The 17582-nt window shown below is 61.3% G+C and carries 20 protein-coding genes and 3 pseudogenes; 16 read left to right on the forward strand and 7 right to left on the reverse strand.

Going from position 1 to position 17582, the window contains the following annotated elements; all coding sequences use genetic code 11:
- The 3 genes and pseudogenes from AC0L24_RS32160 to AC0L24_RS32170 all read left to right on the forward strand — a co-directional run.
- A pseudogene (locus AC0L24_RS32160) lies at positions 1 to 313 on the forward strand (chromosome partitioning protein ParB); the annotation flags it as partial.
- A 240-nt stretch (positions 314 to 553) separates the two neighbouring features.
- The gene (locus tag AC0L24_RS32165) at positions 554 to 1066 is read left to right on the forward strand and encodes a hypothetical protein (RefSeq protein WP_473564889.1); all 513 of its coding nucleotides are present in this window, start codon (positions 554 to 556) and stop codon (positions 1064 to 1066) included.
- 567 nt (positions 1067 to 1633) lie between these two features.
- Entirely contained in the window at positions 1634 to 2098 is a 465-nt protein-coding gene (locus tag AC0L24_RS32170) for a ProQ/FINO family protein (protein ID WP_473564927.1), read from the forward strand.
- A gap of 337 nt (positions 2099 to 2435) precedes the next feature.
- Here the strand turns inward: AC0L24_RS32170 and AC0L24_RS32175 are convergent, their stop codons facing one another.
- Both AC0L24_RS32175 and AC0L24_RS32180 read right to left on the reverse strand, forming a co-directional pair.
- A complete protein-coding gene (locus tag AC0L24_RS32175; RefSeq protein ID WP_473564890.1) occupies positions 2436 to 2861 on the reverse strand; it encodes a hypothetical protein in 426 nt (141 codons plus the stop codon).
- A 307-nt stretch (positions 2862 to 3168) separates the two neighbouring features.
- A pseudogene (locus AC0L24_RS32180) lies at positions 3169 to 4819 on the reverse strand (MFS transporter).
- A gap of 338 nt (positions 4820 to 5157) precedes the next feature.
- Between AC0L24_RS32180 and AC0L24_RS32185 the strand changes: the two are divergent.
- The 4 genes from AC0L24_RS32185 to AC0L24_RS32200 all read left to right on the forward strand — a co-directional run bounded on the left by AC0L24_RS32185 (position 5158) and on the right by AC0L24_RS32200 (position 7579).
- Positions 5158 to 5430, forward strand: a complete 273-nt coding sequence (locus AC0L24_RS32185; protein ID WP_473564891.1) for a hypothetical protein — start codon at positions 5158 to 5160, stop codon at positions 5428 to 5430.
- A gap of 1075 nt (positions 5431 to 6505) precedes the next feature.
- Positions 6506 to 6817: a DUF736 domain-containing protein gene (locus AC0L24_RS32190; protein ID WP_125000731.1), complete on the forward strand. Its 312-nt coding sequence runs from the start codon at positions 6506 to 6508 to the stop codon at positions 6815 to 6817.
- Positions 6817 to 7002 carry a recombinase family protein gene (locus AC0L24_RS32195; protein ID WP_473564929.1) on the forward strand — a complete coding sequence of 62 codons (186 nt, stop codon included), beginning with the start codon at positions 6817 to 6819 and terminating at the stop codon, positions 7000 to 7002. The genes AC0L24_RS32190 and AC0L24_RS32195 overlap by 1 nt, the downstream gene beginning before the upstream one ends.
- Positions 7003 to 7288: 286 nt before the next feature.
- Positions 7289 to 7579 carry a DUF982 domain-containing protein gene (locus AC0L24_RS32200; RefSeq protein ID WP_473564892.1) on the forward strand — a complete coding sequence of 97 codons (291 nt, stop codon included), beginning with the start codon at positions 7289 to 7291 and terminating at the stop codon, positions 7577 to 7579.
- Between the two features lie 177 nt (positions 7580 to 7756).
- Here AC0L24_RS32200 and AC0L24_RS32205 read toward each other — a convergent pair whose 3' ends face one another.
- Both AC0L24_RS32205 and AC0L24_RS32210 read right to left on the reverse strand, forming a co-directional pair.
- A complete protein-coding gene (locus AC0L24_RS32205) occupies positions 7757 to 8011 on the reverse strand; it encodes a WGR domain-containing protein (RefSeq protein WP_473564893.1) in 255 nt (84 codons plus the stop codon).
- Between the two features lie 10 nt (positions 8012 to 8021).
- Complete coding sequence (locus AC0L24_RS32210) at positions 8022 to 8150, reverse strand: hypothetical protein (RefSeq protein WP_473564894.1); 129 nt, start codon at positions 8148 to 8150, stop codon at positions 8022 to 8024.
- 587 nt (positions 8151 to 8737) lie between these two features.
- Here AC0L24_RS32210 and AC0L24_RS32215 point away from each other — a divergent pair.
- Positions 8738 to 9011: pseudogene (locus AC0L24_RS32215) on the forward strand (DUF736 domain-containing protein).
- 427 nt (positions 9012 to 9438) lie between these two features.
- Entirely contained in the window at positions 9439 to 10188 is a 750-nt protein-coding gene (locus tag AC0L24_RS32220; RefSeq protein WP_473564895.1) for a hypothetical protein, read from the forward strand.
- An 82-nt stretch (positions 10189 to 10270) separates the two neighbouring features.
- Here the strand turns inward: AC0L24_RS32220 and AC0L24_RS32225 are convergent, their stop codons facing one another.
- On the reverse strand, positions 10271 to 10612 hold the full coding sequence (locus tag AC0L24_RS32225; RefSeq protein WP_473564896.1) for a helix-turn-helix domain-containing protein: 342 nt from the start codon (positions 10610 to 10612) through the stop codon (positions 10271 to 10273).
- A gap of 286 nt (positions 10613 to 10898) precedes the next feature.
- Here AC0L24_RS32225 and AC0L24_RS32230 point away from each other — a divergent pair, with 286 nt between their 5' ends.
- Genes AC0L24_RS32230 through AC0L24_RS32240 form a run of 3 tightly spaced genes read left to right on the forward strand, consistent with a single transcriptional unit; the run spans position 10899 to position 12218 of the window.
- The gene (locus AC0L24_RS32230) at positions 10899 to 11474 is read left to right on the forward strand and encodes a hypothetical protein (RefSeq protein WP_473564897.1); all 576 of its coding nucleotides are present in this window, start codon (positions 10899 to 10901) and stop codon (positions 11472 to 11474) included.
- A 55-nt stretch (positions 11475 to 11529) separates the two neighbouring features.
- Positions 11530 to 11844: a single-stranded DNA-binding protein gene (locus tag AC0L24_RS32235; protein WP_292337276.1), complete on the forward strand. Its 315-nt coding sequence runs from the start codon at positions 11530 to 11532 to the stop codon at positions 11842 to 11844.
- The gene (locus tag AC0L24_RS32240) at positions 11841 to 12218 is read left to right on the forward strand and encodes a hypothetical protein (RefSeq protein WP_473564898.1); all 378 of its coding nucleotides are present in this window, start codon (positions 11841 to 11843) and stop codon (positions 12216 to 12218) included. Before AC0L24_RS32235 ends, AC0L24_RS32240 begins: the two co-directional genes overlap by 4 nt.
- A gap of 290 nt (positions 12219 to 12508) precedes the next feature.
- Here the strand turns inward: AC0L24_RS32240 and AC0L24_RS32245 are convergent, their stop codons facing one another.
- Positions 12509 to 12940 (reverse strand): hypothetical protein, encoded by a 432-nt coding sequence (locus AC0L24_RS32245; RefSeq protein WP_245468549.1) that lies wholly within the window; start codon positions 12938 to 12940, stop codon positions 12509 to 12511.
- Between the two features lie 10 nt (positions 12941 to 12950).
- Complete coding sequence (locus tag AC0L24_RS32250) at positions 12951 to 13124, reverse strand: hypothetical protein (protein WP_158302685.1); 174 nt, start codon at positions 13122 to 13124, stop codon at positions 12951 to 12953.
- A 114-nt stretch (positions 13125 to 13238) separates the two neighbouring features.
- Here AC0L24_RS32250 and AC0L24_RS32255 point away from each other — a divergent pair, with 114 nt between their 5' ends.
- The 4 genes from AC0L24_RS32255 (at position 13239) to AC0L24_RS32270 (ending at position 17482) form a co-directional block, all read left to right on the forward strand.
- Positions 13239 to 13919, forward strand: coding sequence for a ParA family protein (locus AC0L24_RS32255; RefSeq protein WP_473564899.1), 681 nt, complete (start codon positions 13239 to 13241; stop codon positions 13917 to 13919).
- Positions 13916 to 14326, forward strand: a complete 411-nt coding sequence (locus tag AC0L24_RS32260; RefSeq protein WP_473564900.1) for a hypothetical protein — start codon at positions 13916 to 13918, stop codon at positions 14324 to 14326. Before AC0L24_RS32255 ends, AC0L24_RS32260 begins: the two co-directional genes overlap by 4 nt.
- A gap of 487 nt (positions 14327 to 14813) precedes the next feature.
- Positions 14814 to 15227: a MobC domain-containing protein gene (locus AC0L24_RS32265; RefSeq protein ID WP_473564901.1), complete on the forward strand. Its 414-nt coding sequence runs from the start codon at positions 14814 to 14816 to the stop codon at positions 15225 to 15227.
- Positions 15228 to 15544: 317 nt separating this feature from the next.
- A complete protein-coding gene (locus tag AC0L24_RS32270) occupies positions 15545 to 17482 on the forward strand; it encodes a relaxase/mobilization nuclease domain-containing protein (protein ID WP_473564902.1) in 1938 nt (645 codons plus the stop codon).
- Positions 17483 to 17582: the final 100 nt, after the last annotated feature.

The raw sequence follows: 17582 nt of genomic DNA on the forward strand, positions 1-17582 counted from the left end.
TCATCTGAATGTCGACCTCGCCGCTTGCTGGCAACCGGACGACGCCTTCTTCGAGCTGTTGCGCGACAAGGAAATTGCTAATGCCATGCTGGCCGAGCTCGGCGGAAAGCCTGTCGCGGACGGCAATGTCGCCGAGAAGGTGAAGACGCAAAAGACGATTATCCGCGACTTTCTTTCCGGCGAGAACGGCCGCGACAAGGTGGGAAGCTGGCTGCCGCGCTGGATGAAATTCCCGGTCGAAAGCTACACGCAGCGAGGCGGCTTGCGCACCGCCGATCAATGGGCGCGCGTTCAACCGCTGTTTGCGGCGTAATGATCTAGCCAAGCCCACGGCGGCGGCTCTTTCAAAAGCCGCCGCTTGGGGCAGCCATCTCCCGGCACGGCGCCGGCCGCACATTCGCAGCCTTTGAGCCGCGCCACGACCGGCGCGGGGCTCACGGGCAGCTGAGAGGGAAGGTGCTTGCGCACCGCGGTGACGCGCAAGATTGCACGGCAAGGTTGCAAATTGAGTGATCTGTGATAAAAAAAGTGAAGTCAGAAGAGGCCTATTGAAATGAAGCGCATGCAAGAAAAGGACATTCCTGCATTCGTGCAGGACGTGGTCGCAACGGGCTGCGATATCTGCGCCGTCGGTCCGAGTTGTTACTCCCTGGGCGATACCGATGTTCCGCGCGACAAGCGTAGGGGATTGTACAAGAAGCTCGGCGAAATTGATGCGCGCTACGGGAGCCGCGATCACCTGCGTTACCAGATTGCGGCGCACCTAGCGTCGATTGGCCGCTACATCGACGCGCCCCCAATGGAGGAGGAGGCCTGGATCGATAATGAAACACCCGAGTTGGCCGAGGTCACGCCTTATGATGTGGCGCACTTTCAGACTTACGCCGTCCTGCTGATGTCGGAGGCGATGGGCCTCGACTGGCGCAAGGTGGCACGAGCCATCTTGAACATTGACGCAGAGCGCCAGCCGGAACGGGCACGTCGGGCTTGGACATCCCACTTGGCGCGGGCGCGGTGGCTAGCGACGAGCGGCTGCGGGCAGCTTCAGAGCGATCGGTTGCAATAGCCGCCCCGTACGGGAAGCTCGCGTGACCAAGCCAGCCGTTGCCAAAAGGCGAACATGGAACTTTTCGAGCGGCGGCGTGTCGAAAAAACTGCAATCCTTTTTCGTTTATACGCTAATCGAGTACTAGATCGCGTCCAGGACGGCTTGGCAACATCAGGATGTAAGCGTCGTTACGCTGCTCAACGCCGTCCTTGTGATGGCGTTGAGCAGAAGGCGAGCTCCAGACCTTAGGCGTTAGCTAGCGTTTCGCGGCTGGCTTCTTGATTGGAGTAGACTTCTCTTCCTATGCCAAGTTGCCGCCGATTAACTCGGCGCAGCCGTCCTTTGCCAAACGGCATGGCCGACAGTTCTTACGCGTTCAGAAGGTTGGTCGTCCGATTTATCGTTTCCGTACCTCAGAAGTCGCGAGGAGATTGGGAGGGCAACGGTATTCATCTAGAAGCTAGGATGCGCTGCTTTGCCCCTGCCGGACGAATCCCCATTTTTTTGCCGTCCACAATCATTGCATATATAGGTGCTACGGAGGGTCCGATCTGGGAAACAAAACAAATCGGGCGAGGCTTGATCATGACGACCCCCAGCCGAGCGAAATCGCCCGCACAGCTTTTCCGGCATTTGTCGGCAAAGTGGCCTGCGGCGTTCAATCCGAAAGCGCCCAAGCCGCTTAGGATCGGCATCCACCATGACATTCGCGTGCTGGACGGCGAACTGTCAGATGATGAATTGAGGAGAGCCCTGCGTGCCTATACCAGCATGCCCAGGTACTTGGCGAGACTGAATGCTGGCGCTGTGCGGGTCAATCTTGATGGGGAGCCGGCCGGCGAGGTATCGGATGCGGAGGCGGCGAGCGCCAAGGCTTTGCTGTGCGCCCGCAAGAACAAGGAAGAGACCAAGAAAACGCCGGAGCCAAGGGCGCCTGATGCCCCGCCCCAACCGAAGCCGAAGCAAACGGCCGTGCTCACCGCGAAGAATACGGCTGGAATAGTCGTTGAGACGAAGCGTCGCCGGTCTTTCCGAAAGCCGATGGCTTGAGCGGCAAAGGTCTTCCCAAGACTCATGGGCTTCCCAGCAATAGCCATAATGAAGAGGTCTATGCCCCAGAGGAACATTTCTGAGCGGCGGGCGCGCCGGTTGGAACATCGTCACCGCGGGCGACGAGTCCGCGGTCGATTGCACGGTCGAGGACACGATTGTGCGCCACAGCCACGCGCTCGCCCTCGGCAGCGTCCGGCATGTGGCCAGCGGAGAGCCGGATCCGGCTCTGATCTATCATCATGGCGCTTACGGATCGTCTTGAGCGAGCGGTACGGCAGTGAGTGGGCCGCAGTCACGCGCTTTTATTCTCCTTCTGGCCCGTTGAACGGTCAACCTACCGCTCGGCCCGGCTCTGGCGGAGCACCCACGGCAGGCGCCGCTTCCATCGTTCACTTCGCGGCAGAGGAACATCTTTCTGCCACCGCTTCTTGCGGTGAGTTCGTCGGTCTCCAGTCGGTGCGTGAGATGCATCCGGAACGGGCGCTTTCTCGATCGTGGGTGGCTCAGGAGGGGATGCGTCGGGCGAGGTCATCTCCTTGGCCTGGGATACTTCTTCGGAGGTGGTGAACACGGGCTGGGAAAGATTTGCGCCAGGACCTATCGGCTGCCGCATCGCCTCAGCGACCGCACCTTTCGTGTTCGCTTTCGCGAAATCGTACCCGATGGCGGCCAGGTCGATGCCTGCCCAGATCGACTCTGGCCGTTTTACGAGGCCACGCTTCTGTTTGATCTCGACGACAAAGGGTCGCTGCTGCTTCATAGTGCTCTCGGCGGACTTGGGGATTGCGAACGTCGTCTAAGCCCATCGCGCGCCTTCGTCCACCCGCCCCCACGCATTGTCCACATCAAGCCAGCACCCTCGTGGTGTCCGCTTCCGGCACGCTGACCGGATGAAATTGGTCTTTGGCTTCTGTCGCGGACACAGGATATTGCGTACCCACTCGCGCGAGACAGCCTGTTGTACATCTGCGCCGCTGACCATCGAATCCCGGTGATTGTTCCGCGTTCACCACGACCGTTAGCAGTATCAACATTAGCAATCGCTGGTAAGACGCGACGGTCAGGCTTCAATGACGGGGAAGTGGGAGGATTGCGCGTTTACGAGGCGAGCTGGTCGGCCGTTCAATTGAAAGCGTCAACTGAGGCGCTTCCTCGCCCGCCTGCAACTGGGAGACACGCTCGTCCAGTTCCTTGTCCACTTCCGTCAGGCGGTGGTTCAGGCGAAGGTAGTCCGTCCAGGTCGGCGTGCGGAATGTCTCTGTCCATTGCATGGGCTTCTGCAGGTTGCGCTGAAGCGTCCAGTTCCGAGCGCCGACGCGGCTGTGGATATGCCTGCGCTGCCGCATGAGCTCGAGGAAGGCCTCGACATTTCTCTCGGCTATCAGATATTCGACCTTGACCACGATAGGACCGCTTCTCGGCTTCAAATTGAGAGCGACAGCCGGGGCGTCGAATTCCTCCAAAGGATCGGGCTCGGACTCGTGGCGCTCGCGCAAAGGAAACAGCACGCCAGCTGCGGCGACGAGCAGCAGCGCTCCAGCGGAACCCTCCAGCGCCCATGTCAGGGAATGGCTTTGGGAGACCGTGCCCCATACCCAGCTGCCGTGCCGCGATGCCGCCATCTATCAATGCATAGTAGATCGAAATCGTGCGCCCCACGACCCAGCGCGGGCTCGCCAGCTGCACGCTTACGCCAACCCCGGACCAGGCGGTGACCCACCCCGCGCCGCCCAAGGCGAGCGCAAGTGCGGCCACCGCAATCGAAGAGGTCAGTGCCAGGGAGAGGGAGCAGGCCGCGCAGGCGACGCACGCGAGCTTCATCAGACGTTCTTGCGACAAGCTCCGTCTGAATGTGCCGTTGGAGATGCCGGCGAAGACGGCCCCCGTCCCGAAGCCGGCCATGAGCGTGCCATAGGCGAGCGGTCCGCCTCCCAGATGATCACGGACAACCAGCGGCAGCAGCGCGAGAATGGCGATGCTTGCCAGGCCAAACAGCGTTCCGCGTGCGATCGCCGCCTTGATTTCCGAAGACATCGCCGTGAAGCGCAGCCCGTCATAGATCGCCGTTCTCATCGACTCACGCGGGAGAGGCGAAGAGCGAACCTTCCACTTGCAGCGCCATATCGTGCCCAAAGGGACCAAATAGGTGAGGGTGGTCATGGTAAAAGCTGCCAAAAGCCCAAACGAGGCAACCACAATGCCGCCGAGTGCCGGGCCCACGGTCCGGACCGTGTTGAAGCCGACGGAGAGCAGGGTCACGGCGGCCGGGACATCGCGGCGGTCGACGATATCGCCAACCGAGGCCTGCCAGGCGGGATCGTGAAGAGCACCCCCGCATGCGATCAGGAAGCTGAAGCCGAGGATCATCCACGGACTGACAAAGCCCAGCGCCACAACCGCCGTCAGCATTGCAGATCCTATCACCATCAGGCAGCGGCCGGCGAACATGACCCGGCGACGGCTGAAATTGTCGGCGAGAGCCCCCGCGAATACTGATAAGATGAACGCGGGCAGGTTCGATGACGCCTGGACCAGCGCAACCATCAGATCGGAAGTCGAGATCGTTGCCATCAGCCAGCTGATGGCAACAGTCTGCATCAGCCAGCCGAGAGAAGAGACCTGGGTGGCGAGCCAGATCGAACGAAAGGTCGGCTGCACGAGGGGCGAAAAGGTCTTTGGTGCAGCCAAATCTTCAACTGATCCAGCTGCTTTACTCATTCTTGCGAGCCTTTGCTTTGCGTTATCGGCCGTCTCGCATGTAATCTCGACTGAACAGTGGCGGCTGGCAAACTTGAGAGAAACTCTTTTGCACCGCAGTTCCTCTCAGCAGCATTTTTTCGGCCGAGACGCAGACCCGAGCCGGCTCGCCTCGCCTTGGAAGACTTCATCTGGGTGGAGTCCGGATTCTTGCTTGTGGTTTGACGCGGCATGCTTCATCAACGGGCACTTTGCCGAGCGATGCCTTTTCGCGAGACGCGGCCATGTTCTTTCGATGAATACTCACTCGCCAGCGACGTTCGATGCGGCTGAGAGTGGCCTTGGGGAGAGTGAGACGCTTGCAGATCCTTTACAGGCTTGACGCATTGATAGACGCAGACGATTGCCGGGCCGCTATCGAAGAGGCGCGCGCCTTGCTGCTTCAATTCAAACCAAGGTCTGATGCGCTCACACATGCGATCGACGACTTTCTGCTCGATCTGATGACGCTGTCTTTCGTTGTTGAGTGTTACGGACGTGGCTTTGAACTTCTGGCGCGAACGCTTGCCCGCAGACGGCTGGCAAAGGTCCGACTTTTGGCGGGAGGGGTCGATACAGCCAGGCAGAAATGACACCCAAAGCCTGAGGGCTGGAAGCGGCGATCACGCCGCGTTCCGCACAGTGACGAAGGATGACGTTGCACTACCAAAAAAATAGGGCCGTCGGAAAACCGAGGGCCCTTTAGATGTGAAGGTCAAAACCTCCAGAGGGGAACAGCCGATTGCGATGCAAATGGGAGGAAACCATCTCGTCTTCAGCTTTAGCCTTAATGGCTAAACGCTGGGCGATGCGCAAACACATTTTGTGCGATGCAGCTATGCAGGAACGCCGAGCATCCCTCTCACCTCCAAAATGCCGAGGCGGCCATGCCCAGCGTGCGTCAACTATCTGGATGATCTCCATCCGAATGCGACGCACAGCGCGGAGGCTGCATGATGCTGCATTCTCCGATCCATGTCGGGGTGGCGCAGAGCCATTCTTATCTTGCAGCCGGCTGAGGATCCGCCATTGGCACCCGGTCAGTTCGGGTAGTACCCCGGCGGGCCGAGCCAAATCAGCCGGCCCCTGCCGACGTCCCGCTCGGGTTAGGTATTTCCGTGTGTTCGCGGTCATCCATCCTTAAGCGGCAGACGCCGGACCCTCGGAGTCTCGCCAGTCGGCCGGTCGTCAATCGACCGAAGTGATGGGGGCGGGTGCGTCCCTTTCCGGCTGTGGCTGTCGGTAGTTTTTGCCATGATGCGTGACGGGGACGGCCGGGCCTGATGGCGCCTCACCGTGGCTGTGGTTGCGGTGATCGTGCCGCTAGGGTTCGCCTGTCGTCTGGCCGGCGGTTTCATAGAAGGGCGCACCACCTGCGTCCTCGATGGGGCTGGTCTGACCGAAGGCCGTCTTCGCTACGCTGCGCCTCGTTCCCAAGCGCGCAACAGCCGGCCGCGACTTTCTTCCCCTGCTGGCTTCGCCATCATTCCGCGCGGAACAAGAAAGCCTCGTCCTGGCTGCCCTTCACTGTCGTTCCGGCCCTAAGGACCACCCCATTGCGCACGCGCAACGGGGACCCTGGTGGGTGCGGGGCCGATCGCCTCCGGTCTGTCGACCGCTATCGAGGTCGCGGTGGTCGCGGCCCGAGAAACTCACGGAGACGACATCATGGCTACCATCGGCACTTTCACCTCAAACGGCAACGCTGGCTTTTCCGGCGCCATCAAGACCCTCAACCTCAACGTCAAGGCCAAGCTGATCCGCGTCGAGAACCCTTCCGACAAGGGCCCTCACTTCCGCGTCTACTCGGGTAGCGTCGAACTGGGAGCCGCCTGGCAGAAGGTCTCCAACGAGGGCCGCGACTACCTCTCGGTCAAGCTGGACGACCCGAGCTTCCCCGCGCCGATCTACGCCACCCTGATCGAGGTGGAAGGCGAGGAAGGCCTGCAGCTGATCTGGTCTCGCCCCAACCGGGACTGATCGCCTCGAAGAGGGCTCCGCCGCACGGCGGGGCCTTCGGCCGTTCCAGCGGCAAGGATACCGAGCGGCCGAGGCTGAAAACCATGCTTAAAAGCCTCGGGCCCGGCGACCAGGTGCTAGCCGTTGCCACTGATCGCATCGCCCGCAATCTCCTCGACCTACTCACCATCCTGCGCGCCATCTAGAGCAGCGCGCTAGCCTGCGGCCTGCTGGACGAGCCGTTTATTGACACGACGATCGGAGATGGCTGATCTCATCATGTTCGTCGTCGGCTGGGCCACGTACTGACAGCGCCGCAACATTCTGCTACGCACGTTTGATGCCCTGATCCTGCCACAGTCCCCAGGCACTGCGCCAACCAGAAATCTCCCATCGCGCCCCTTGAACCGTCTCGGTCCGGACAGCACATTTGCGATGGTTGCCGGGCGGAATGCTCGTCCAAAGCGGTGGTTCGTGAACTGGGAGGAGCGCATGGATGCGGAGGAGTTCGGCAGCCCCATTTTCGTGAAGCTTGCGCCCTATATCGTGCAAGAGATTGCGAGCCTCGCGGACGCCATCGATTTCCTCAGCGTCTGGCCCGAGCATCAAAGAGAGCTGATCCACCAGACCGCCCTTCAGGCCTGCTATGACGCAGAGGATGGGCACAAACCGTTAAGCGCCGCACACCATACTTTTATCGATTTCGCCAGGCAGGTCGCCATCCTAGAAGATCCAATCTCCGCCATGCAGTGGATCGCCGCCTGCAAAAAGCGGCGCGCGTAGGGACAGGTTGGGTTGTAGCTAAGCTTGGGGGCATTCCGTTCGATTTTCACCGATCGCGGACAAGAGCGGAAGAATCTCCATCATCACCGGTAATTCCGGAAAACAGGAAGCGGCTGGCCGCCGAGGCATCGAGTTGGCCTTTCGGGCCTGCGATCTTTTGCGCGATGTCGCCAGCCGCTAGTCCGAATCACAGTCGCGATATCCGCGCCGGCGCTTGGCACGCTGAAGCTTCATTGATGCGGTGGCCGCACTGTCTTCGCTATCGAAGGTTTCCATCATCGACTGGCCGCTGGTCCCGATGCGGCCCCAGTTGCGAATGACGGATGCTCCGCCGAACAAGGTCGGTTGGATCGCAACCATATAAAACCGCCGCATATTCTGCGATGGGTCGATGCGTCGAAGATGAACCGGCCCTGCCTCTTCGTTTTCCATGGCCGCAGTCTCACTTGGCTTGGAAGCGGCGTCCAACGAGTTCTTTGAATCCAACCGGCTCAACCGATTCATTGCGGTCATGGGTGCGGCGCGGTCGCTTCAGGAAGGTCATGATCACCGCGGTGGCCAGCAAGCTCATCGCCGCACTGTGCATGATCGAAGGCACACGCGTCGGCCGTCACGACGCAAGCGCGCAGCAATTCGGCCCCCGAGCCTATCAGACCGCCGGAACCACCCCTTCGCGGGGTTAATCGTCGTCATCAAAACTGCTCTCATCGCCTGAACCTTTGGCGGCGGGATCATGTGCGGCCGTTTGAGCGGCGACCGGCATAGACCTCGTGCCTCTGGTTTCGTGGCGGCATGATCGTGCCGCTTGTGCCGGATGCATGGCGGACATTCCGATATCTCCAGTATCGTCCTTCTGGAACGGATGCCCGGACCTTCCCTGAACGGCCTCTCTTAAGATTGGTCTGACGCCGGTCCGGCCTTTTTGCCTGCAACGGCTTCGCCCACCTTCTTCCCCTGCGGCTTCGCCGCATTCGCGGGACAACAAGCTCGGCTTCCGCCGTACTCCGCTCCGCTGCGGCCCAGCGGATGCAGGCGGCCGGACCGTCGTCTCACGACCGCTATCGAGGCCGCACAGGGCGGCTTCGGACAAACCAGTCAGGAGCACACGAACATGGCTACTATCGGCAACTTCCAGCTGGCAAAGTATTCAACGGCGAGATCGTCACGCTTTCCCTCCAGGCCAAGAAGGTCCGGATCGTCCCCGATACGCGCGCCAGCGGCGAAAACGCACCCAGCCACCGCGTGCTCGTGGATCGAGTCGAGTTCGGGGTGCCGGCTGGTCCAAACCGTCCAACGAGGCCGCGCCTATCTGGGCCTCAAGCTCGACGGTCCGTGCTTCACCGCCCCAATCTACGCCAACCTCGTCGCCGACGAAGGCGGTCAGAGCTACAGCCTCATCTGGTCTCGGCCGAACCGTCGCAACGGCGACTGACGAACACCGAATGGCGCCCTGCAACAGCGGGGCGTCATTCAGATCGCCCAGCTACTCAGCGCCTCAGATCGATAGCTTGACGCGCCATGGAGCGCCTTCGGGCAAACCGCAAGACATACGAACGCCTGGCATCCCCGCGCGATTCTTGCCTGTCGGGCGGCGATCTCGACGACCCGCTCGCGGATTTTTTGATACTTTACTTTGTATGCTCCGCCTTGCAATTATGCCGAATGAGTCTGAACGGAGGAAAAATCGAGCACAAAAAAAACCGGCGCGGAGGCCGGCTTTTTTCAGGGAATAGGCTACAGGAGTTGGCGCTCCTGATCTCGCCCGAACATTTTGTGAGACCGTAGCCCGTCTTTCCCGGCATTGCAAGAAAAATGCGCTTCCGCGCCACGGCTTTGCACGGCCTGGCGAGAGGAAAGAAATGGATCTCTATTCAACGTTGAGCCTGTGGCTCACGAACATTCGGTCATTGGCCGAGCTGGACGATTTTTGCCGGCAGATGTGGAAGCTGTACGGCGAGGAGTTGCTGGGCGAGGCCGATGCAGAGCGGCTTTGCGAGAAGGCTGAGCGACAACGCGCCAACCTCAAGAAGGCCCCTGCGGATGATCGCGCACTACCCGGCTCCTCTTATCCGCAACACCCTCGCAGTGAGCGAGGCCGCCGCGAAGCTGCCCGCGGCTTGCGAGATCCTGTACGGTGGCAGCGCAAGCGGCGTCTCGCCCGCATGCAGGCTATCCGGCCCGAGTTCGCCGGCGAGTTCACCGAAGGCGAAAGCGCGGCACTCTACATTGTCATGTCCGACTGCCGGCAGCACGGCAACTGCGACCGATCGGTAAAGGAAATCGGCGATCGGGCCGGCGTCGGGCCGACCACGGTTCGCAATGCGCTGCGCAAAGCCGGCAGGCTCCGCTTGCTGCGCGTCACCGAGCGCAGACAATGGCGAGCCAGGAACCTCACCAATCACATTGTTGTCGTGCATCGGCGTCAGATCGCCTGGATCGCGAAATTTCGGCCCAATCTCGGCGTTAAAGTTTATCCGACTGCCTTCAAAAAAGCGGCGTCCACAGGAAGCTCCCGCAATAAACGGAGCAAAAGACCGTTTAGCAGCCGATCCGACTGGCCCCCGGACGGGTCGAAGCCATTCCCCAGTCAGGCATCGCCGACCGACTGACGCGTTAGCCGCGCTTGCCGCGGAACCCTAAAAGCGGCACGAGGCTGTTTTTGAAGCAGCCTTGGCGATCGGTCGCGCCAAATCAGGCCGGTTGGTGCTGGCTGTCGGGTTCCTGAAACAGGAAGGTTGCCGGATCGCGGCCGAGCGCCTCGCCGACGGCGGCGATCGTGTCGACACTGATATTGCCGCTCGCGCGCTCGAGCTTGGTGAAGGTGATCTCCGACACGCCCAGCAGCTCCGCCATTTGATAGCGGACCAGGTTGCGGCGCTTGCGCTCGCTGTCGATGATGGCGGCAAGGCGCGCGCGGATCGATTTTTCGGTGAACTCGTGCGCCCAGGGTTCCACCGCCGCGCCGCCGACCAGAAGTGTCGCGATCGACACCTCGAGCGCCTGGGCCATCTGTTCGACCGTGCGCAGCGTCACGTTGTTTCGTTTTCTCATGGTGCGAATGTAGGTGCGGTATGCCAGCCCTTGACCAGGCGACGTCTTGAACAGTTCCGCCATGTGTTGATGGCGAAGCTTTCGCTTCCGGCGCTCGGTTTCGAGGAACCAGGCGATATTGTCCCGAAGCGGGTTGTTCACCTCGCCCGCTTCGTTTGGCAGCATGAATTTATGTATTCGCACGAACCCGCCCGTTCGGTCTGCCCTTTTCCCGGGCCGAAATCCATAGTAAAGTGTCAAAAACCCTCAGAGGAAAAGAGCCCGCACCATGCTGAAATATCTCGTTGTGGGCGCTGCCGCGATCGCCGGCGCCGCGTCTGTTCCGTCCCAAACATTCGCATCCGAGTGGGGGTGTCAGGTCCTGCTTTGCCTGTCTGGTGACTGGCAGGGCACGCCGTCTTGTCATCCACCCATTGACCGACTTATCGACGCCATGGGATTGCCGGGCTTTTCGTGGCCGACTTGTCCGCAGGCCAATTCGTCCGGGGCCCGCTACGATCCGTACGAGGCCTGCCCGCAGGGGTGGACGCCTTACGCGCCGGCCAGCGACCGGCCGGGCGAAGGCCAGGCCAGCATGTGCCGAATCGCGGCTGGCAATCTCGGTCAGCCTGCCAGCTTTGGAGCGCGGCATGGTCGGGCCGACGGAAGTCCGACGGGAACCATCCAGCTCGGCGACCGCACCGTGCCGGTCCAGCTTACCAATGTTTCCAGCGGAGCACATAACGATCGAACGACCACCTATTACGACATTCAACGCCCGCGCCGCGCGAAGCCTTACTACATCGAATACGACGACGCGAACGGGCTGCGGCAGCGCACCTGGTTCAACCTTAGCAGACCATGATCCCGAGTCACCCCGGGCGGCTAAATCAGTGGCAGGAAAAGAGGCAGTTACCCCGATGAAAAGCGTCAACAGGTTCACCATTCATGGCAATGTCGGGTCGGTCGCACCCTTCGACAAAAGCACGAGGGTCAACATTGCCACCAATCGCAATTGGCGCGACGAACAAGGCGTTGCCAAGGAAGCCACGGATTGGGTCCAGGTGACGGTCCTGGAGGAGAAGCAAGCCGCCTGGGTGGCGGAGAACGCCAAGCCCGGCGATGTCGTCTTCGTCGAAGGCCGCATCAGCAACAACTCTTTCAAGCGCAACGGTGAGACGGTCTATACGACGGACCTTATCGCCTCGACCTTCAACGTCTTTCCGAAGCCATGATCATCTTCAATGCGGGGGCCCTTATCACGGCAGCGGCATCCGGAACATTGGTCGGCATAGCCGCCACGCTGGCTCTTTATCCCACACAAGACCAGCTCTCCGCGGCGATTGCGTCCGAGCCGGCGCTGTGTGCGAAACTGGCCGCGGCCGGCCTTGAGATTCCATCGGCGGCCGAGGCTTTGGACGCTTTCCGGCGAGCGAAAAATACTGATCAAGCGACGTTGCGCATCGGAGAGTGCTCGAAGAACGCCGTGGGACCTGGCGTACAGTGCACCGTGAAGTACAAGCTTCGCACTGCCTGGAAAGACGAAGGTGATGGCGTGGTCGCGTTCTCCAGGGGACCTGATGGCTGGCAAGCGGTACAGCTGCAATAATTGTCTGCTGGCGAACATCTGGTTTTGTTCAGTTCCGGCGTCGATCAGCAAACCCTCGAAACCTTTCCTGCAGTGATCACCTCGCGAGCGGCACCGGGCCTATCTGAGCCGCCATCCGGTCCGTCGAAGCACCTTCTTTTGTGTCGCCGCAGTTCCCATGCCCAAAGAGCCGGAGCCGGAGCGCGCCCCCACTAGCGCCGTAGGGACGGCGGAGGCCGGAGATAACGGGCCGCTGGCGATTCCGGCGCTACAGAAGCCGTGCCGTCCCTGGCGCGGGCCGGTTCGCGTCCTCACTTGTGTGGGGTGCAATAGACGCCTTGGGATTCCAAAAGGACGGCGCCACCCTTCAATTCAGTGAGGGCACCCACCCAGGCGTCGGAATAGGTGCGACTGGCGTCCACCGCCGTCAGCCAGATGACGCGATTGTCGGCAAGCTCCACCTTGACCTCGCTTTGGAGAGGGCTTGCCTGCACCGTTTGCTGATAATGCCGCTTGATGCGCACATCGCCGCTGGCAAACTCGATATTGTTGTTGTCGTAGTTGAGCAGGAATGAAGCATCCCCTTTTGCGACCTTGCAGGAGCCGTCGCGTTCACACACGATTTTTGCTGCCGTGGCGCAATCCCATCGCAGTCCGGCGGGCCACATCGGATTGCTGCCGGCCTCCTTGGACTGATCACCTGGAGCGGCGGCGCCGAGGCTCGCCGCCGCCGCTACGGCCACCAATACTGCCCTAATCATCCGTTCCGCACACCTTACTGTTCGGCACCATCAAGATCAGCTCGCGCTGGCGCATCATGCCGACGGAGGCAAGCGCGCTGTAATGCGCCAGCGTGGCGGCTGCCGCATCAAGCGCGGCCTCGCAGCCGTCGCGCGTCGAGATCTCGGCCAAAGCTGCCCTGAACATCACTGTCCTGTCCGGTTGATCACTCATAAATTGACACTACACTTTGGGTTCGGGTATGACAATTGCCGGGCAGGCGGTTGGCATAAAACCGATTCATCGAAGGTCTCCCGAGCTATGATCATATCTGCCGCTATCGCCAAAGGTGGCACTGGCAAATCGACCCTGCTGCGCGCGCTGGCATCCGTCGCCCTTAAGCGCGGCTACGCGGTGACACTCATTGACGGCGACGTTCGCCAGAACATGAGCCGGTGGGTTCAAATGCTCAAGGAGGCCGGCAATCGTCCCGAGACACTCCAGCTGGTCAGCGCCACGACGCCGCGCGAGATCCTGAAGGCGGCAGAACTGCACAATGGCGAGCGCAGCGTGGTGCTGATCGACACCGAAGGCACCACGAACGACAACCTCATGGCCGGGCTATTTGCTTCCGATATCGTCGTGGTGCCGATCTTCTTCGCGCTCGATGACGTGACCGCCGCAATCCAGATCACCGACCACTACATCCCGCTCGCGGCCGAAACACGCGGCCGGCCGCTGCCAGCCGTGTTTGTCCTGACAAAACAGACCATCATCGATGCGAAGGCGAGAGCCTTGAGCGAACTGCGCGCAATCATTCAGGCGAACGGCACGCCGATCGCCCAACATGCGCTGCAAAACCGTGTCGCTTATCGCGACCTGCAAAGCGGCCAGACACTCTATAGCCCGGGTCAACCTGACGCGAAGGCGATTGCCGAAAGTGAAGGGGTCTTCGACGACGTCCTGAAGACCTTCACCGAAGCAATGAGGCAGGCGGCATGACCGACAAAAGCCCACCGGAGTCACAAGACGACAAGAAGGCTCGCATGATGCGAGCGATCTCCACTGAGCCGTCGGCGCTTCCGAGCATGTTCATCGCTCCCAAGTCCGATCCCGCCCCTCAGGCGCTTGCCGCCGCATCCGCGGCGGCATCGGAGGTGGAAGCTGCGCCAGCGTCAGCTCGGCCGGACTTCCGCAAAATGCTGCGACAGGGCCAGAAGAAGGATCCGGTTGCCGGCAAGAAGATTCGCGAAGAGGAAATGGTGCGCTGCGGCTATTACCTTACGGCCGGCGAACAGCGCCAATTCAAGCTGCTCGCGATCAGCAACGGCCACAGCATGACCGAGTTGCTGCGCCAGGCGGTCCAGGACTACATCAGGATCCATAAGCACAAGCTGCCGAACGATTAGGTCAGCCTGCCCGCGGCATCCGCCGCGGTTGCAGAGAACGCTCGAGGCCACGCAACCGGGGCCGGCCATCGATGCTCGGCCCGGCGCAAATCGGCCGTGCCCGTCGGCCTCGGTCGCATGCCTCGGTTTTCCGCCTTACCTAACCCACGGGGGTCGCGGCGATCCCGATCGCGCCAGCTCACGTTCCCTGCTCCTGCGATCTGTCTCCATGTTAGCATGATGATTCCGCAGCAAGGTAACATCCTGAAAAAAAACATGTCGCGAAAGTGGCTTGTCGATAAGTTGACGATGCAATATGTTTCCGGTGAGCATGTTTCCTTGCTAACATGTGCAGATGATTTGGAAATGAAAGCTGGGGTTATTTAGCGTACCACCGCAAGGATATTTTGGTGATGTTGTTTTTGTCTTTGGCAGGATAGCCTTTTTTGTGTTACACACGAAAAGAGGCGTCGCGGCCCAAGGGGGCCTTTGGCGCCCGCAATCGGGCTTGAAGATGAGACCCCACAGTGGCCAAACAGAAAGTCAGAACACATCCCGGCGCTATGGCGAGGTCCTGCATGTGCGCTTCTCAAGCGTCGAACTGGAGCGGCTGCGCACCATGGCTGACGGGGAGTCGGTGACGGTCAGCGAAGTCGTTCGCCGCCTTGTTCGGACCGAGGCGGGGTTTCTGCCGGCGGCGACGGGGGAGCTGCGACCCGCCATTGAGGAGGCCACTGACCAGCTTCGCCGCGTCGGTGTGAATTTCAATCAGGCGGTCCGCGCGATGAACGAGGGCCGGGTGCCGTATGACGAAAACCTCGAGCGCGCCTTGATCGCCGTTGGCGAGCTCGTGCGTCGGTTCCGCGAAGAATTGAAGGCGATGATTGCGAGGCCGCGCAAGCGGCGCGAGATCAAGGCATGAGCGGCCGTCTCGCCGGATATGCTGCCGAGATCGAACGCTATTTGCGGATGCCGGGCGCTGGCGATCTCGAGGAGCTTAACGATGATAAGCTTTTGCAAGCGGCTGGTCGGGAGACGGCCGATCGTCAAGCGATGAACATCCGTGCGAGTGGCGTCGCCCCGGGCCGCTGGCCTTCACCCCAAGCTGGTGGGCAATGGCCGACAGCGAGCGCAAAGCACTCAGGAGCGAGCCCTCGCGCCGCAACGGCCCCGGTTTCGTCCGCAGGCCGAGGCGGACCGCTCAGCGCGCTACCACTGTCTGTGGGCACCAGCGGGAGCTTGCGTTCATCCAGCGACGCAAAAGGGGCGATAGCGATTTTCGATCTCGCATTGGGCGCCTTCGTCAAGGAAGAGGAAGAAGAATGGCGGCGCCGTGGCGGGGGCGGCGGAAGGTCGGGCGCGCTCCCGTCCGCTCGACACTTCGCGCGGGCGACCCGAGAGGCGAGGGCGGTTGCGGCGCGAGCAGCCTATGCCGCCGGCGCGCAGCCGGCGGTGTTCAAGGTCTTGTCCAGCGCGGCCAATGGCAAACAGGCCGGCGCCCTGCTCGCCTATATCGGCACACGCGCCAATGAACAGGGCGAGAAGCGCGATATCGCGATCTTCACTGATAGCGGACAGGGGCTTGCCAATGCCCAGGACCGTCGCGGCTTTCTGCACCAATTCACCCAGGCATTCGAGCCGCAGCTCGAGAATACGAATTTCATCGAGGTGCGGTTCGAGCTCGCCGGCGACGTCACGGACGAAGCGCTTGGCGAGGCGTTGAACGCGGCCTTTGGATCAAAGCCGTTCGTCTATGCTCGCACGACGGGCGACAGCGTCGCCGTTTATGGCCACACGGGAGAACGCGCCGGACCACTTGCCAAGATCTTAGCCGCCGGGCGGGCAAATTCACGCAGCAAAGCGCTCGACAAGATCGAAGCCGGCTTGCGCGAAGCCATGGAGAAGGCCGGCATCCGCGCAGCGGCTGGAGTGACGGCGGCCGTCGGTAACGAGCGCAAGGCGCAATATTTTCTGCAAAAGTTTATTCGGGCGCACAAGCAGGTTCGCCAGGCGAATGGACAGGCGGTTTCCAGCAAACAGCCGACGAAGGCGGCCGCGGCGATTTTTGAGGAATGGCGGCCACAACTTTTCGGCCGCGAGCGTCGCAACGCCTATCACCTTCTTTTCTCGGCCCGGGCTGGTACGGACGCGCAAGCGGTCTTGGCGGCCGCGCGGGCAGTGCTCGAGGAGCGCGCGCCCGGGCACAAATTCGTGCTCGCACACCATGCCGAGACGAAGCACGTCCATATCCACGCCATGGTGCAGGCGTGGTCGGCCGACGGCGAGCGGCTGACATTCTACAAGGCGGATCTCCATGCCTGGCGCGAAGCGTACGCGGAGAAGGCGCGCGAACACGGCATCGCGATGGTCGCGACCCGCCGGTACGATCACGCAATGAGCCGACCTTATACGAAGGAACACGCGGGCGCCTACAAACGCGCGCAGCACGATGCGCGCTATCAGGTCAGTGACAAGACTGTCGCGCGTGTGGAGGACAAACGACAGCGTCGAATGGATAGCGGATTGCTCGTCGCCAATGGCGGAGCGATCGCCGGCGTGTGGCAGCAGACGGCCGCCGTGATGCGGTCGGCTGGGATCACCGGCAAAGCGCTGACTGCAGCCGAGGCGATCGGCCACACTGTCCTCCAGATTCATGCGCACAGGGGAGGCGAGAAGCCGGCAGCCGCTGTCTCCAGGGGCGGCGAGGGACCGGGGCGGACCTCGTCGTTCTTGTCCCATCCCGGCATGAAAGAATTGACCAGGCTGATAGGAGCTACCGAAATGGCGCAGACACCTTTGGAAATGCGGCAGAAGATGGCACGTGTGAACCAGGCGTTGGATCAGATGCGGGACACGCTTCCCAACGCCGAGCAAACACGTTTCGAGCAATACCGCGATGGCGTGAACGACAAGATGCACGATCGACTGGCCCGCCTCCAGTTCGAGCAGCAAAGGGGCGCGGGCGGAGGTGGGGACGCCGCGCCTGAAAGAGAGGCGCGCGGCCGCGATTTGCCGGCCCGAGAAGACACGCGTCAGCCCGAGACCTCGGCGCGACACGCCGAGAAGGCGCGGCAACGCGTTCAGCAGCAGAAAGACTTAGCTAAGCAAAAGGGCCGGCAGGCCGACGATCAGGACCGCAAGACACAGCGCAGCCAGGACGACGAATACGAGCGCTAAGCACATGTCTTTCGAAGGTAGGCCCGGTTTCGGGAGAAGACATGCTTAATTCAAACCGTTAGACAGGGCGCGTGAGTCCTTTTCAGGCGCCCTGTTTTAT

This window comes from Mesorhizobium sp. WSM4809, assembly GCF_055811655.1.